The 14,487-nt window shown below is 59.1% G+C and carries 15 protein-coding genes, 1 other RNA gene and 1 riboswitch; of the genes, 9 read left to right on the top strand and 7 right to left on the bottom strand.

Going from position 1 to position 14,487, the window contains the following annotated elements:
- Window positions 1-166: 166 nt before the first annotated feature.
- Entirely contained in the window at window positions 167-679 is a 513-nt protein-coding gene (locus ACR3E6_RS07565) for a c-type cytochrome (protein WP_152459925.1), read from the bottom strand.
- 120 nt (window positions 680-799) lie between these two features.
- On the opposite strand from ACR3E6_RS07565, the gene ACR3E6_RS07560 reads away from it, so the two are divergent.
- Window positions 800-1,633 (top strand): prephenate dehydratase, encoded by an 834-nt coding sequence (locus ACR3E6_RS07560; protein ID WP_171638275.1) that lies wholly within the window; start codon window positions 800-802, stop codon window positions 1,631-1,633.
- Between the two features lie 4 nt (window positions 1,634-1,637).
- Here ACR3E6_RS07560 and ACR3E6_RS07555 read toward each other — a convergent pair whose 3' ends face one another.
- Genes ACR3E6_RS07555 through nudC form a run of 3 tightly spaced genes read right to left on the bottom strand, consistent with a single transcriptional unit; the run spans window position 1,638 to window position 3,718 of the window.
- Entirely contained in the window at window positions 1,638-2,180 is a 543-nt protein-coding gene (locus ACR3E6_RS07555) for a chloramphenicol phosphotransferase CPT family protein (protein WP_480486554.1), read from the bottom strand.
- Between the two features lie 49 nt (window positions 2,181-2,229).
- Window positions 2,230-2,697: an SRPBCC family protein gene (locus ACR3E6_RS07550; protein WP_480486552.1), complete on the bottom strand. Its 468-nt coding sequence runs from the start codon at window positions 2,695-2,697 to the stop codon at window positions 2,230-2,232.
- 37 nt (window positions 2,698-2,734) lie between these two features.
- A complete protein-coding gene (nudC, locus tag ACR3E6_RS07545; protein ID WP_171638280.1) occupies window positions 2,735-3,718 on the bottom strand; it encodes an NAD(+) diphosphatase in 984 nt (327 codons plus the stop codon).
- Between the two features lie 182 nt (window positions 3,719-3,900).
- On the opposite strand from nudC, the gene ACR3E6_RS07540 reads away from it, so the two are divergent.
- The 3 genes from ACR3E6_RS07540 to rsgA all read left to right on the top strand — a co-directional run bounded on the left by ACR3E6_RS07540 (window position 3,901) and on the right by rsgA (window position 7,101).
- Window positions 3,901-5,769: a bifunctional 2',3'-cyclic-nucleotide 2'-phosphodiesterase/3'-nucleotidase gene (locus tag ACR3E6_RS07540; RefSeq protein ID WP_480486549.1), complete on the top strand. Its 1,869-nt coding sequence runs from the start codon at window positions 3,901-3,903 to the stop codon at window positions 5,767-5,769.
- A gap of 39 nt (window positions 5,770-5,808) precedes the next feature.
- An RNA gene (gene ffs / locus ACR3E6_RS07535) (signal recognition particle sRNA small type) lies at window positions 5,809-5,907 on the top strand.
- Between the two features lie 168 nt (window positions 5,908-6,075).
- A complete protein-coding gene (gene rsgA / locus ACR3E6_RS07530; RefSeq protein WP_480486547.1) occupies window positions 6,076-7,101 on the top strand; it encodes a ribosome small subunit-dependent GTPase A in 1,026 nt (341 codons plus the stop codon).
- Window positions 7,102-7,140: 39 nt separating this feature from the next.
- Here the strand turns inward: rsgA and ACR3E6_RS07525 are convergent, their stop codons facing one another.
- Complete coding sequence (locus ACR3E6_RS07525; RefSeq protein WP_480486545.1) at window positions 7,141-8,061, bottom strand: alpha/beta hydrolase family protein; 921 nt, start codon at window positions 8,059-8,061, stop codon at window positions 7,141-7,143.
- 70 nt (window positions 8,062-8,131) lie between these two features.
- Window positions 8,132-8,353: riboswitch (cobalamin riboswitch) on the top strand.
- Window positions 8,354-8,444: 91 nt separating this feature from the next.
- Here ACR3E6_RS07525 and ACR3E6_RS07520 point away from each other — a divergent pair.
- Window positions 8,445-8,852 carry a hypothetical protein gene (locus tag ACR3E6_RS07520; protein ID WP_171638282.1) on the top strand — a complete coding sequence of 136 codons (408 nt, stop codon included), beginning with the start codon at window positions 8,445-8,447 and terminating at the stop codon, window positions 8,850-8,852.
- Here the strand turns inward: ACR3E6_RS07520 and ACR3E6_RS07515 are convergent.
- Window positions 8,844-9,356 (bottom strand): protein-tyrosine phosphatase family protein, encoded by a 513-nt coding sequence (locus tag ACR3E6_RS07515; protein ID WP_171638284.1) that lies wholly within the window; start codon window positions 9,354-9,356, stop codon window positions 8,844-8,846. The two genes, ACR3E6_RS07520 and ACR3E6_RS07515, sit on opposite strands and share 9 nt — an antisense overlap.
- 171 nt (window positions 9,357-9,527) lie before the next feature.
- Between ACR3E6_RS07515 and ACR3E6_RS07510 the strand changes: the two genes are divergently transcribed.
- From ACR3E6_RS07510 to ACR3E6_RS07495, 4 genes are all read left to right on the top strand, one after another.
- On the top strand, window positions 9,528-11,291 hold the full coding sequence (locus ACR3E6_RS07510; protein WP_480486543.1) for a DNA polymerase III subunit gamma/tau: 1,764 nt from the start codon (window positions 9,528-9,530) through the stop codon (window positions 11,289-11,291).
- 400 nt (window positions 11,292-11,691) lie between these two features.
- Window positions 11,692-12,045 (top strand): YbaB/EbfC family nucleoid-associated protein, encoded by a 354-nt coding sequence (locus tag ACR3E6_RS07505; RefSeq protein WP_171725104.1) that lies wholly within the window; start codon window positions 11,692-11,694, stop codon window positions 12,043-12,045.
- A 61-nt stretch (window positions 12,046-12,106) separates the two neighbouring features.
- Window positions 12,107-12,700 (top strand): recombination mediator RecR, encoded by a 594-nt coding sequence (gene recR / locus ACR3E6_RS07500; RefSeq protein ID WP_480486540.1) that lies wholly within the window; start codon window positions 12,107-12,109, stop codon window positions 12,698-12,700.
- Between the two features lie 586 nt (window positions 12,701-13,286).
- Complete coding sequence (locus ACR3E6_RS07495; protein ID WP_171638293.1) at window positions 13,287-13,775, top strand: hypothetical protein; 489 nt, start codon at window positions 13,287-13,289, stop codon at window positions 13,773-13,775.
- On the opposite strand, the gene ACR3E6_RS07490 is transcribed toward ACR3E6_RS07495, so the two are convergent.
- Entirely contained in the window at window positions 13,772-14,413 is a 642-nt protein-coding gene (locus tag ACR3E6_RS07490) for a ribonuclease T2 family protein (RefSeq protein ID WP_480486538.1), read from the bottom strand. The genes ACR3E6_RS07495 and ACR3E6_RS07490 overlap by 4 nt on opposite strands.
- Window positions 14,414-14,487 lie beyond the last annotated feature (74 nt).

Below are 14,487 nucleotides of genomic sequence, written 5' to 3'. Positions count from 1 at the left end.
CTCATCCTCTGGGTTATTGTAATCTTTTATGTCGCATACGCTAGCTAATGTGCCAACGCTGACAGTTTCAAGTTTAGAATGCGTGAGCGCTTTGTGAAGTTCCCTTCAGACAAAAAAAGCCGCTGCGCGGGGCAGCGGCTCTGAACTTCAATGGTCTCTCAGGCAATCAGTTGCCAATTGTCTGCAGATAAGCAATCAAGTCCGCGCGGTCCTGAGGTTTTTTCAAGCCAGCAAAACTCATCGATGTTCCCGAGATATAGGCGCTTGGGCGTTCCAGGAAGGCATCCAGCGCTTCGGGCGTCCAGTTGCCGCCATGGGCCTGCATACTGGCTGAGTAACCGGTGAAACCTTTTGCCGAGGCAACCGGGCGATCAACTACGCCATACAGGTAAGGGCCGGTTCCATTCGCCCCGTCTTCCAGCTTGTGGCACGCGGTGCACTTGCGGAATACTTTCGCGCCCTTCTCAACGTCAGCGGCGGCCAGCAGATCTTCAAAGACCACTTCTTCGCCGTCGGCGCTTTCGCCCGAGCTTTCGGTTTCGATAATGTAGGCGGCCTCAGCCGAGCCATGGCCACCGGAAGAATAGAGGATGTCAGCCCCCCATTTGGCCAGAAGCAGCACCAGGAAAGTGCCGAACAGGCCTGCGGCGGCCTTCGTAACTGTCATCGTGTCGAACATTGATCGCGTGTCCATTTCAGCTGTCTGCGCAGGTGTCTAAGGCTTCCACTTGCGAGAGGCAAGGTATAGACACCGCGACGAAACGACCAAATCGCGAACTTGTTGCATGGAATCGACCAAATGACCAATCGCATTGCTTTTCAGGGCGAACCCGGCGCCTACAGTCACGAGGCCTGCCGCAACGCACGACCCGAAATGGAGGCCTTGCCCTGCCGCACATTCGAGGATGTGATCGAATCAGTTCGCTCGGGCGCGGCCGATCTGGCGATGCTGCCGGTCGAAAATACGACCTACGGTCGGGTTGCCGATATTCACCGGCTGTTGCCCCATAGCGGGCTTCACATCATCGATGAAGCGTTCGTGCGTGTTCACATCAACCTTCTTGGTGTACCCGGCGCAAAACTGGAAGACATCACCGAAGCGCATTCGCATCTGGTGCTGCTGCCGCAATGTTCAGAATTTCTGAAAGAACACGGTATTCGTGGCCGTGTCAGTCCCGACAATGCCCGCGCCGCGCGCGAAGTGGCCGAAATCGGGGACTTGCATTCCGCCGCTCTGGCAAGCGAGCTTGCGGCTGAAATCTACGACCTGAACGTGCTGGCCCGCCATATCGAGGACAATGACGACAACACGACCCGCTTTCTTGTCATGTCACGCGAAACGGATTTGTCCCGCCGGGGCGATCATGGGATGATCACCAGTTTCGTGTTTCAGGTCCGCAACATCCCGGCCGCGCTGTACAAGGCCATGGGTGGCTTTGCCACCAACGGGATCAACATGACCAAGCTGGAAAGCTATATGGTCGACGGGTCCTTTACGGCAACGCAGTTTTATGCGGATATTGTTGGACATCCCGAAGACCGCAACGTGCAGCTGGCAATGGACGAACTGGAACACTTCACGACCAATGTCGAGGTTCTTGGCGTCTACCCTGCGGCCCATCCTCGCGGCTGACAGGTCACGCGAAAGACTGGCTGAATTCCGATTGGCGCAGGTCACTGCGCCATGCCTGAAGAATTGTCTGCACGTTGGCTTCAATGCCGTCCATAGAATCAATCTCGATATCGTAAACTCTACCAGCATGGATCATGGTTTGGTCCCGCTGGGCGCTTCCCACCGGACGGTCGCCGCGTAATCGTTCGCGCGCGTTCAACTCGGGAACCGGGCAATGGACAGCTACGAACAGAACATCAAACGGGCGCAAGAGGTCGCGCAAATCTTTGTCCCACCCCGGCGTATCCAGAATATGTTCCAAAATCAAATTGTTGCCCGAGGCCGCGTAGGCAGCTAGCGACTGATGAAACCCATCAAAGACAGTCGATCGGTCGTCGGACCAATCGAACTCGCCACGGCGATAGCGATCCAGCGGCAGAACACCAGAATCGCGAAGGTGGTCGATCGAGATATGCCAGAACGGCTTCTCTATCTTCTGCTGCAAAGCCTGCGCGATTGTCGATTTTCCACTGCTTGATGCGCCATGCAGAAAAATAATGTGCGACATCCGAGGTTTCTTTTCCAATCCTTGCCCCGATCAGCCCAGCGGACGCCGTTCACGCCCCGTGCAGGTGACGCTGTTCCAGTTCACGCGCAAACTCGCTGAACCGCACCTGGAATTGCTTGCGGAACTTTGACTGTCCAAGCTTCATGGACTGCAACAGCAACCGCGCGGGCAAGGACTTTGCGGCCAAGGACATCTCGATGCTCAGGCGTGTCCGGCGCGGAGACAAGGCCAGAAAATCTACTGTCGTCAGGCCGGTCATCCCTTTGCTGGCCGCCTCGAACCGCATTTGCGACGGCTTGTCGAAATCCGTCATCACCACCGACATCTGGCGCGGCTTTCCACGCAACTTGAATTCGGTTTTCCATTCAGTGCCGGCAACCACCATCGCATCAGTGTCCAGACGCCGCACGTCGATGCCACGACGCATCGCCATACGTTCGAACCTTTGGAAATCCGACACCATGTCGAACACCGAATTGATCGGGGCTTCGATATCTTCGCGCGCTGAAAACTGCATAATAACCTTTGCTGTTTATGGCTTCACCAGTTTTTCTTCAGTCCAGCGTATCCGCAAGCCAGTTCTGAAGCAGAAAATGAGCGATAGCCCCCTTGCGAGCCGGCAACAACCGGGGATGTTCGCCGGCAAATGCCTGCATCATTTCGGATTTGCTGACCCACATCGCCTCTTCGATCTCGACCGGATCGATAACGATGTCACGCGACAGGGCCTCGCCGGCGCATCCGAACATCAGGGATGCCGGGAACGGCCAGGGCTGGCTGGACAGGTACGACACCGCACCAACCGGTACGCCTGCCTCTTCCATCACTTCGCGGCGCACCGCCGCTTCGAGCGTTTCGCCGGGTTCGACAAATCCCGCCAGCAAGGAAAACATTCCCTCGGGCCAACCCGGAGACCGCCCCATAAGCACGCTGTCCCCATGCGTAATCAGCATGATCACAACCGGATCCGTGCGCGGAAAATGTTGCCCGCCGCATGACGGGCAACTGCGCTGCCATCCCGCTTGCGACATATCGCTGGCTGCGCCGCAGCGAGCACAGAAGCGATGTGTTTCGTGCCAACCGACAACCGCCTTGGCCGATGCGGCCAACTCGGCATCACGAGGCGACAATCGCGCCATGATCCGGCGGAGCTCGGCAAAAACATGCCCTTCAGGCAAATCCGGGTGCTGCTGTTCGGATCTGTCCACGAACTCTCCCAGGCCGGTCAGATCCAATCCCTCTGCCCCCCAGGCCGAGATATCTGCGGCAAACAGGGGTGCGCCCTCTGCGCTCAGGCCCAAAAAAACCGGTGCTTCGATCACGCCGCCGGGGCCATCGCATACCAGCGGGTGGGTCATCTGCGTCAGGGCAAGCTGATCCAGCGCCGCGCCCACGACCAGAAGCTTGCCTCGCCACAACAATATGCATCGCGCAGCAGGGTCGCCCGCCATCTCGGACAGCTTCTCTGAATCCCCACGAAGATGCGCTGCCCGATTCAGGCCCGAGCCGCCGAAAGTCACCTGCTCTGCGTTTTTCATTGGAATTCCTTCTGGTCTTGCGCACAGGGCTGCCATGTCTCAGGCCCTGTTGCAATGGCAATTCAAGGCGCAAAACGCAGGGACACGCCACCGAAAAGCCGCATGGCGGCCCCGGAAAAATCATCTAGACTGCGTTTTGATGATTTTAGCCCATTACCACACTCAAAAGCAGAACAACAAAAGTGAAGCAAACCCCATCGACGCAGGTGCAACCCACAAAAGACCGTGGGCGTATTCGTATTCTTGCCACCTCCGACGTGCATATGCATCTGACTGGTTTTGACTATTACGCGGACACACCGGACCCGACGCTTGGGCTGACACGCACCGCCAGCCTGATCCGCAAGGCCCGACACGAGGCCACAGACGCGCTGGTGCTGATGTTCGACAACGGGGATTCGCTTCAGGGAACGCCGATGGGCGAATGGGCCGTTCGGAACGACAATCCCCACCCGATGATGCAGGCATTCAAGGCGCTGGACTATGATGCGATTGGTCTGGGCAACCATGATTTCGGGTTCGGGCTGCCAACATTGGACAAGACCCTTGCACAAGCCCCGTGCCCGGTTCTGTGCGGCAATCTTCATCGGTCCGGAGAACACCAATCTTGGCAGCGTTTTGCGATCCTTGACCGTATCGTTAGGGTGGGAAACAAGGATGTGCCCATTCGCGTCGGCGTGTTTTCGGTGCTGCCACCGCAGACAACACGTTGGGAAGAACACAATCTGAACGAAACCGTAGAGGCGGACGACATCGTTGTCGCGGCACAGTCCCTGACGCGTATCTTGCGCGAAAAGGGGTGCGATCTGATCGTGGCGCTCGCCCATTCCGGGCTTGGACACCCGGACACAGCGACCGACACTGAAAATGCCGTTATTCCCCTAGCCGCGATCGAGGGCATCGACGCTGTCGTCGCCGGGCACACGCACCTGACCCTTCCCGCACGCACCAGCGCGCAAACCCCGAATGTGGATTACGTGAAAGGGCTGGTGCATGGAACGCCGGTTGTCATGCCCGGTTCGGCAGGCGCATATCTTGGAGTAATCGATCTGGCCGTTACCCTAGAGCCCCAGTCGGGGCTGCGTGTTGTCGACAGCCACGCCGAATTGCGCCCGGTTTCGGTGGGCGGCACCGCGATTGGCGAAGATTTGGAATTCGCGCATCTGGTTGAACCCGCACATCAGCAGACCCGTCAGGACATGGCCGCGCCCGTTGCGCGCGTCTCGGACACATTGCACAGCTATTTCAGCTTCTGTGCGCCGGATCGTGGGTTGGCGCTTGTGGCCGCCGCACAGGCAGCCACGTTGCGCCCTTTTTTACACGGCACCACGCTTGCAGAGCTGCCGCTGTTGTCAGCCGCGTCGCCGGCCAAATGCGGCGGACGCTCTGGCCCCAGGCACTATACGGACGTGCCGCTCGGCGAAATCTGTCTGCGTCACGTGGCGGACCTGCATGTCTTTCCAAACGAATTGCGCGCGGTTCAGATCACGGGCGCGCAGCTGCTGGAGTGGTTGGAGATGTCAGCCAGCGCATTCAACCAACAATTCCCCGACGCCGAAGCAGAGCTATTCGACCGGGATCGGGCGGGGTACAATTTCGATGTCATCTTTGGCCTGTCCTATCAGATCGACCCGTCGCAACCGGCGCGTTACGATGTCGGGGGGCAAATGATCCATCCCGGCCACAGGCGGGTGCATCATCTGACTTGCGCAGGCCAAGCCGTGCAACCCGATCAGGCATTTGTCGTTGCGCTCGATAATTATCGCGCAAGCGGAGGCGGACATTTCCCGCATGTGTCATCGGCCCCTGCCATAGATCTGCCCCCGCTGGATATCCGGGACATTTTGCGGGATTACATGACGCACCGCCTGCCACCCGACCCATTGGCCCGGCAACCTTATCCGTTCTCGCTGATGCCGAAATCGGGGATGAAGACCATTCTTCGGACAGGGCCCGGTGCTTTGAAATATGTCGACGAATTGAACAGGTTCGCCCCCAAGATTCTGGAACCTGACAAACAGGGTTTTGCGCGCATTCGCCTGACGCTCTGACGGGTTGTCTTTTGCCGAAGCCTTCCCTATATCCAGAGTCGAGAGGTTGGCGCGGGCGAGCGCCTCGCCAACCTGGTCAGGTCCGGAAGGAAGCAGCCACAACGAGCCCCGCTTGGGTCGATGTCCAACCTCTCACTTTATGAACCTTAATGAACCTTGGCCGCAGGAGGGCTTTATGATTGTAGCAAAGACCCTTCGGGCAGCACGGTTCTGACCTCACGGTATCAACTGACTGCCTGAACACATGACCCGGGGATGAGCGATTGCCATCCGTCGGGAGTGCTGTTTCTGACGACAGGCAGACCAATGTTTCTTACACTTTCGGACCTGGGATGGTCCTCTCACTTTGCTGCGCAACACGCGGCTTATCCTTCCTGCACACCTTTTCGCATCACTTCCGTTCATCGGGACCGCCTGATCGGGCTGAACCCGGATGGTGAAGTCCCGTTGCTGACCCTTGATCAGTCAACCGGCACCTATGCCGTTGGCGACTGGGTTCTCACCGACGACGACAAACGCGTGCGCCATTTGCTCGACCGGCGCAGCCTGCTGCACCGGCGCGCCGCCGGAACAGGTGCCGCGACGCAACTGATCGCAGCCAATGTCGATGTGCTGATCATCGTCAGTTCCTGCAATGCCGATTTCAATCTGCCCCGGCTGGAACGATATCTGGCGCTTGCGCATCAGGCCGGGTGTTACCCGGTCGTCGTTCTGACGAAGGCCGACAAATCGGCGGACCCTGACAGTTTCTCGGGACAGGTACAATCATTGGACCCGTTCCTGACGGTTCTGGCGATCAACGCGCTGGACCCGGCAGAGGTTGAAAAGGTTCTGTCCTGGTGCCCCAAAAGCCAGACCGGAGCGCTGGTTGGCTCGTCGGGCGTTGGCAAGACGACGCTTGCCAATACCATGACCGATCAGGATCTCGCCACCTCGGACATTCGCGAGGATGACGCGCGGGGCCGGCACACGACGACCGCTCGGGCACTGCACCGGATGCGCAACGGCGGCTGGTTGATCGATACACCCGGTATGCGCGCGTTGCGCCTGCTGGACGCTCAGGACGGGATCGACGACGTTTTCTCGGACCTTGCCGCGTTGAGCCGGGACTGCCGTTTTTCGGATTGCCAGCACAACTCCGAGCCCGGATGTGCCGTGCAAAAGGCGATCAGCCACGGCACGCTTGACCCGGCTCGATTGGACCGGTGGCGCAAGCTTCGGCGCGAAGATCAGCGCAACTCAGAAACTGTCGCGCAGTCCCGGGCGCGGGACAAAGCGTTCGGCAAGATGGTCCGTGGCGTCATGAAGGAAAAGAAGCTTCGTAACCGGTGATGGCAGGACGGTGCCCGGCCCGTCCTGCGCCGCGTCTGGTCAGGCGATCAGTCGCGGCCAAACCGCTGCGTTGCGCCGGGCAAATGCTCCGATGTGTCCAACCTCAGGCAACCCGAAATCGGCGGGGCTCAGCAGGTGACGGTTGGCATCGGGGCCGTATAGTTCCGCAAGCCGCCAAACCGCTTCCGGCGGCACCATCTGGTCGTCCTCGAAGGTGAGCAAATCCACGGGCGTTCCAGAATCCTTCCACTGCGCCGCAGGTAACTCATGCCCGATTTCAGGCACATAATTCAAAGGCGCGGTACACCATTTGCGCCACTGCCAATAGACCGATGCCGGCAGGTCCGAGCCAAACCCGATCGCCTTTCCGGGAAGGTAGCCAAGGGCTCGGGCCAAAAGCGGAGCATGGCCGTACCAGAACAACCCCGCCAAACCCCGATAGGGCCACGGATGGTCGCTTAGGGTCACAAGCCCCGAACACACACAGATCATCCGGTCAATCAGATCGATATCCGGTTGCACAGGCCCCAACATCGCGCCGACGGAATGGCCGATGGTCCAGTGTTTCGCATTCGGGTATCGCCGACGCATTTCCGCCCGTGCCGCGGGCATGTCGATCAAGGCCCAATCCGCCATGGTCGCACGCGAGTCTTTCAGGCGGCCGGTCAAGGAATGCCCATAATCGCGATAGTCATAGGTCAGGCAGGCCATACCCTTCTCAGCGGCAAGCCATCGTGCGAAATGACGGTAATAATCACGCGGCACACCCGTTGCACTGTTCAGCACGACGACGATTTCGGGCGAAGTCAGCGGGCTATACAATCGGGCGGACAGTGTTTTCTGCCCGGAAGGAAAGCGAAACTCCTCGGTCAATACCGTTTGCTCTGTATCCAACATGATCTCTTGCTTTTCGCTTGGTAAATCCGGTTTCCGAACCTCGACACCCTCGACATTATGCATGAACCTACATCGTATCCAGCATGACCAAGCGTCCGGCCAAAAGATCGGCTTGACTCGATGCGTACTCAAACGCTAGCGGTTGTGTGATGGTTTCCGGCCTCCACAAGGGGTCGGGATGAAAAGGGAACACGGTGCGGTAATGTCTGGTCATGCAGGCAACAACCAAATCCGCGACTGCCCCCGCAACTGTAAACGGTAAGCGATGCCAAAACACCACTGGCCCCAAAGGCTGGGAAGGTCGGCAAAGCGATGACCCGCAAGTCAGGAGACCTGCCATCGGAAACGAAACCGAAACTCGGACGGGGTGTCCGGGCAGGTCCTGACGGCATCACGCTGTCCCACCTGTCCCAAATATCCTGTCCACCACGCGCGGAGGGCGCAGGATGATCTGGAAGACAAAGACACATGAATTCAGTGCAACAGTATGTCAGCGGACGGGCAAAACCTGTCCCGCTTTGGCGCGGCTGGCGCGCTCGATATCCGAAGCCATGGCCCAGGCGACCTCGGCCACAAGTGACGATTTCGAGATTGAGGGCAGCAGCGAGCTGTCACATTGCAGCGAAGGATGTCATGCAATTTTCCGCGCGCAATCAGACCGCATTCGTGTCTTTTGCGGGACGCAGCCCGAAACCGCGATTGAGCCGCTGAACGGCTATGCCGACCTGATCTTCGGAAACACGTTCAGTGCGATGCCATCCGGCGTCGTGAAAACCCCACCCTGCGCGATGATCGAAGTTTCCACGATCCGGCCTCGAAAACCTGCTTGCGCGCCCGCGCAGATTTCAATCTGAGTCCAGACTGACCTGTGCCTGGGCACGCCGAGAGGCCCAGGCCAGTTGCGCATCCGTTTCGACGGCGCAAGGGCGCACCGCCCGCAATCGTTGCAGCGCCGTGTCCGCGCCTTCGCCGCATTCGACCATCAGCCGCAGGACAATCATACCTGACCTGCCACAGCCCCCGCGGCAGTGTACCAATACGCGACCTCCGCCGGACAGCGCGTGCCGGGCCGCGGCGCTGACGGACGGCCACGCGTCATCAATCGCTTTTGTCGGCGCTCCGAAATCTTCGATCGGCAGGTGAACCCATCGGCTGGCGCGGCTTTGAATATCGCTTCCAAATTCCTGCGCCCCGTCCTGAAGCATTTCGACATCCGTCGTCATCGAAACAACAAGCCCCGGCTGCCAGGCTGCGATCATATCCAGATCGCTGGAGTAATCTCCGCCGCGTCCGGGCATCGAGGTCAGCGCCAGCGTTCCGCCACCGACTTGCAGGGCGTAGATCACCAACTGCGACATGAATCCTGTCCTCCCCAAAGAACTCTATACAAAAATGAGCCATTAAATCCGCTGATGCAGTTTAGTGCGAAAGCGACTCGTTTCTAAATCAAAAATCATCGTGCCACGCTGTGGACGCGGGCAACGGTGGCCACTACGCTGTGCCCAAGCACCGAATCCCAACGAGAAGACATGACAGACAGCTCCAGCCCCGCCTATCAGGTTCTCGCCCGCAAATATCGCCCGGAAACCTTTGCCGATCTGGTGGGTCAGGATGCCATGGTGCGCACCCTGAAAAACGCGTTCGCGGCCGACCGGATCGCGCAGGCCTTCATCATGACCGGTATTCGCGGCACCGGCAAAACCACGACCGCAAGGATCATCGCCAAGGGGATGAACTGCATCGGACCCGACGGAACCGGTGGCCCCACGACCGAACCCTGCGGTCAGTGTGAACATTGTGTCGCCATCATGGAAGGCCGCCATGTAGACGTGATGGAGATGGACGCCGCCAGCCGTACGGGCGTCAACGACATCCGCGAGATCATTGACAGTGTCCGCTATCGCGCCGCCAGCGCGCGTTACAAGATTTATATCATCGACGAGGTTCATATGCTCTCGACCAGTGCGTTCAACGCGCTGCTCAAGACGTTGGAAGAACCGCCCGCGCATGTGAAGTTCATCTTCGCAACCACTGAAATCCGCAAAGTCCCTGTCACTGTGCTGTCCCGCTGCCAGCGTTTCGACCTGCGCCGGATCGAACCCGAAGACATGATTGGCCTGCTGCGCAAGATCGCCGAAGCGGAAAACGCCCAGATCGCCGAAGACGCGCTGGCGCTGATCACCCGAGCAGCGGAAGGATCGGCCCGGGATGCGACCTCGTTGCTGGATCAGGCGATTTCGCATGGGGCTGGCGAGACGACCGCCGATCAGGTCCGTGCAATGCTTGGACTGGCAGACCGTGGCCGGGTTCTGGACCTTATGGATATGATCCTGCGCGGCGATGCCGCCGGAGCACTTACCGAGTTGAGCGGCCAATACGCCGAAGGCGCAGACCCGCTGGCGGTGCTGCGCGATCTGGCCGAGATCACGCATTGGGTGTCCGTCGTGAAGATCACGCCTGACGCGGCGCAGGATCCGACGGTTTCTCCGGATGAACGGACCCGGGGCCAACACATGGCCGAGGCTCTGCCGATGCGGGTTCTGACCCGGATGTGGCAAATGCTGCTGAAGGCGCTCGAGGAAGTCTCGGCTGCGCCCAACGCCATGATGGCCGCTGAAATGGCCGTTATTCGCCTGACCCATGTGGCGGATTTGCCCAGCCCCGAAGAGCTGATCAAACGGTTGCAAGATGCCCCGCCACCGCCGCCGGGCGGGCCCAATGGCGGCGTTTCGATATCCCGACCGGGCGCCGGTCCGGCGCCGGCTGGCGCGACCCATCCACCTGCCTACGCGCCGTCCCCTCGCGGTTCCGGTGGCGCACCGGTTGCAGCCCTGGCGCAGGATGCCCAGACGGCCCTTGCCCATTACCCGACCTTCGACCACGTGGTGGAACTGATCCGGACCAATCGCGACGTAAAGTTGCTGGTCGAGGTGGAAAACGGCGTGCGCCTCGTCTCCTATCAACCCGGACGAATCGAATTCACACCCGCCACCCAGGCACCGGCGGATCTGGCGCCACGACTGGGCACTGCCTTGCAACGCTGGACAGGAAATCGGTGGGCTGTCTCGATCGTCTCGGACGGAGAAGCCCCCACGATTGCAGAAGTCAGGGATGAGGCCGAGCTCGCACTGAAATCCGAGGCCGAACAACATCCTTTGGTGCAGGCGGTACTGGCGCAATTCCCAAAGGCGAAAATCACTAGGATCGAAACGCCGGAGCAACGCGCCGCCAAGGTCGAGACCGAAGCGCTTCCCGAGGTGGAAGACGAGTGGGACCCGTTCGAGGAAGACTGACCCCGCGGCCCGTCACCCCCCGTTTCAAACGAAGCTGACCGAGGTTTCGATCGAACACATCCGCCAGCATGTCTCAGATCGTTTGTTGCGACATCGGCCAGCGGATGGCGGCCCGTGACAATTCTGATCCGAATGCCGCGTAGCCATTCGAACCCCGCCCAGATTTTCTGTGTTCCGTGCAATCAGTCTCGGCAGCAGACCATATGCGCGCCAAGGACGATCTGCGCTTGTCGGGCCTGCTGGCAAATATGGTGTCGCAGATGGTTAGCACGTTCCTGCTGACGCCTGCGCTGATCAACATGCCGACCGGAACGGATGAGCCTCCGACCGGCGGGAGAACCCTTGTGCCATGTCGCTGCTGCCCGTATCTAGAGCGCAAACGGAGACACAGGAGAATACTATGCTGAAAGGACTCGGCGGGCTTGGCGGTCTGGGCGACATGGCCAAGATGATGAAATCCGCGCAGGACCTGCAAACCAAGATGACCGAAATGCAGGAAGAGCTGAACAACATGATGGTTGTCGGCGAATCCGGTGCAGGCCTGGTCAAGGCAACGGCGACGGCCAAGGGTGAACTCAAAGGTCTGGATATCGACCCTTCCATCTTCAACGGCGATGACAAGGAAGTGGTCGAAGACCTGATCCTGGCCGCCATCAAGGATGCGCAGACCAAGGCAACCGAACGTTCGCAGGCTGAAATGGCCAAGCTGACCGAAAGCATGGGCCTGCCCAAAGACATCAAGCTGCCGTTCTGAGCTTCATCTTTTCCCAAATACTCCCGCCGGAGGCTCCCTCCGGCGCAATGCAGGATTGGCCATGAGTTCGAACAGCGACATCGACAACCTGATCGACCTGATGGCCAAACTGCCGGGCCTGGGCCCGCGCTCGGCCCGCCGCGCGGTTCTGCACCTGATCCGCAAACGCGCCCTGCTGCTGACGCCCCTCTCGGACGCGATGCAACAAGTGGCCGCCACCGCCCGCGAATGCCTGAACTGCGGCAATGTCGGCACCACCGATATCTGCGACATCTGCAATAGCGAGGCCCGAGCGACCGGCGAGCTGTGCGTGGTCGAAGACGTCGCCGACCTCTGGGCGATGGAGCGTGCCGGAGTGTTCAAAGGGCGCTATCACGTTCTGGGCGGCACGCTGTCGGCGCTGGACGGTGTCGGCCCCGACGAGCTGCGCATTCCCCGCCTCAAGGACCGGGTTGTGGCCGAAGGAATTTCCGAAGTCATCCTGGCGCTGAACGCCACCGTCGATGGCCAGACCACCGCCCACTACATCGCCGATCAGCTTGAGGGGCAGGTCCGCCTGACTTCGCTGGCGCAGGGTGTGCCGATTGGCGGCGAACTCGATTATCTGGACGACGGGACGATCACGGCCGCGCTGCGGGCGCGGAAGGAACTGTAGCTCTAACTTACCGGTTCTTTTTTCGCGAGGCCTTTGCGCTAGGCGGTGCCAGCGCAACGCACGATGCACGCTCAAGTATCGCGGTAACTAGCTTGACAGCTGTACAGTTATTGGATGAGTTTCTTTCTGTTAATTCCACGGATTATCAAACACGATGAAACACTTAGCGTTTTTTTGCAATTATTGGTGCTTTCGCCTCGCCCTTGGCCGCTGAAACTCTCTACTTATTCGAAGACACGCACGATTTACCGCCGCCATACAAACAATAGTGGAGCGCAATTCCAGAAGACAATAGGTATGATGAACAAACACACAGACACGTCTATGTTCGCGGTGAAGGTAAGTATGGCGATTTTTTCGGCGTTCTATACGTTGATTGCATTAACCCTGAATACTCCGAATGGTTAGCTGTCGGAGGATCGCTGAATTCAGAAGACGTTCCAAACCAGGCAATTGTTAACCTGAGACTTGAGATCTGTTCCAACGGCGAGGAGACCTGACACGGCGCGCGGGAAATTAATGGATTGTCTAACTTCTACAACAATTTACAATGACATGAATAGATTGTCTGATTTGTGGATATGCTATGACCCGCCTTCTCGCCCTCGCCTTCGCCGCTTTGACAGCCACCTCCGCCCTAGCCCAAGACCTCATCGACAAGGGCTTTGTCGACGGCTGGAACATCATGATGGACCCCGCGCTTGGCAACGGGTGCCTGATCCAGACGGTGTATCAGGATCTCTCGGTGGTGCGGCTGGGCTATGATGCCTTGGGCAATCGTGGGTATTTCGCCGTGTACAACAAGGCATGGGGCGACATTAAACAGGGTGAGAGTTATCCGATCCGCTTTGATCTGGACGGCAAAAGCTATGATGCGACGGCCATCGGGTTCAACGAACGCGACGTGCCGGGCGCAACCGTGTTTTTCACTGACCGGAGCTTTGTGAACGCCATCGCTCAGAACAAAACGATGACCGTCTATAACCCGGCAGGTGAGGTGGTGATGGCCATCGATCTGAAAGGCACCGCCAAGGCGCTGGACTATGCGCGGGATTGCCAGAACAAAAAGCTTTAACGAATCGGATCGAACAGCGCGTCCTTGGCCGTGCAGTCGCGGATCACGTCGCGGCCACAGGGTACGGGATCAAGATCGCGGGACAGGCACAGGCGGACTTCTTCGATATAGCCCTGTTTGCAGGTGATCGTGATCATGTCGCGCTCCAACTCAGGGTTGGCCTTCAGGAATGCCTCCTCGACCACCGAAGCCGGCAGTTTGACGGATGAATCCAGCTTGCGGAACACCTCAGGGCGCTTGACGGCTTCGTAAGCCCGCCGGGACAAGGCAAAGTAGTCGGATGCCGACAATCCCGAGCATGTGCCGTGTTTCTTCCATTGATGCCAAGCAAGGCCAGAACTGCCTTGTATGTCCTCCATTTCCCGCGTCGTGCGTCGCGAAGGTGGGCCTTCCGGGGTACGGCAGTAGGACGGCCAGCCCTGATGGAACTGTGGCCATAGCCCGTGCAGTATCCAGCCGTGATCATGCCGATCGTCACATTGATCCGAGCCGCGCGCGTCACCTTCGCGGGCGCACCAGTTGGGCGACCAACTGAGCGACAGCACGTAGTAATCGAACTCGCCCGCCTTTTCGCCCTCGGCCGGCGCAGCGACCGCGCTCAAGACCCACAAAACCAGCCCCGTAATCCCTTGGCGCATTCGCCTCTTCCCTTCTTGCCTTTGCGCGACTATATACGGGCCAAGTTCCCCGACAACGGAAACCTGCCCCAAAA

The sequence above is a fragment of the Ruegeria sp. AL3 genome (assembly GCF_056536065.1).
Note: the sequence above shows the minus strand (reverse complement) of the source record. Positions and strands in the feature narration are given on the sequence as shown.

What these genes read in the sequence shown, in the direction of transcription:
- ACR3E6_RS07560 (WP_171638275.1), top strand. Translation starts at nt 800, where the DNA reads ATGACCAATCGCATTGCTTTTCAGGGCGAACCCGGCGCCTACAGTCAC.
- ACR3E6_RS07490 (WP_480486538.1), bottom strand. Translation starts at nt 14,413, where the DNA reads ATGCGCCAAGGGATTACGGGGCTGGTTTTGTGGGTCTTGAGCGCGGTC.
- ACR3E6_RS07495 (WP_171638293.1), top strand. Translation starts at nt 13,287, where the DNA reads ATGACCCGCCTTCTCGCCCTCGCCTTCGCCGCTTTGACAGCCACCTCC.
- nudC (WP_171638280.1), bottom strand. Translation starts at nt 3,718, where the DNA reads ATGAAAAACGCAGAGCAGGTGACTTTCGGCGGCTCGGGCCTGAATCGG.
- ACR3E6_RS07515 (WP_171638284.1), bottom strand. Translation starts at nt 9,356, where the DNA reads ATGTCGCAGTTGGTGATCTACGCCCTGCAAGTCGGTGGCGGAACGCTG.
- ACR3E6_RS07565 (WP_152459925.1), bottom strand. Translation starts at nt 679, where the DNA reads ATGTTCGACACGATGACAGTTACGAAGGCCGCCGCAGGCCTGTTCGGC.
- rsgA (WP_480486547.1), top strand. Translation starts at nt 6,076, where the DNA reads ATGTTTCTTACACTTTCGGACCTGGGATGGTCCTCTCACTTTGCTGCG.
- ACR3E6_RS07550 (WP_480486552.1), bottom strand. Translation starts at nt 2,697, where the DNA reads ATGCAGTTTTCAGCGCGCGAAGATATCGAAGCCCCGATCAATTCGGTG.
- ACR3E6_RS07555 (WP_480486554.1), bottom strand. Translation starts at nt 2,180, where the DNA reads ATGTCGCACATTATTTTTCTGCATGGCGCATCAAGCAGTGGAAAATCG.
- ACR3E6_RS07510 (WP_480486543.1), top strand. Translation starts at nt 9,528, where the DNA reads ATGACAGACAGCTCCAGCCCCGCCTATCAGGTTCTCGCCCGCAAATAT.
- ACR3E6_RS07505 (WP_171725104.1), top strand. Translation starts at nt 11,692, where the DNA reads ATGCTGAAAGGACTCGGCGGGCTTGGCGGTCTGGGCGACATGGCCAAG.
- ACR3E6_RS07525 (WP_480486545.1), bottom strand. Translation starts at nt 8,061, where the DNA reads ATGCATAATGTCGAGGGTGTCGAGGTTCGGAAACCGGATTTACCAAGC.
- ACR3E6_RS07520 (WP_171638282.1), top strand. Translation starts at nt 8,445, where the DNA reads ATGATCTGGAAGACAAAGACACATGAATTCAGTGCAACAGTATGTCAG.
- recR (WP_480486540.1), top strand. Translation starts at nt 12,107, where the DNA reads ATGAGTTCGAACAGCGACATCGACAACCTGATCGACCTGATGGCCAAA.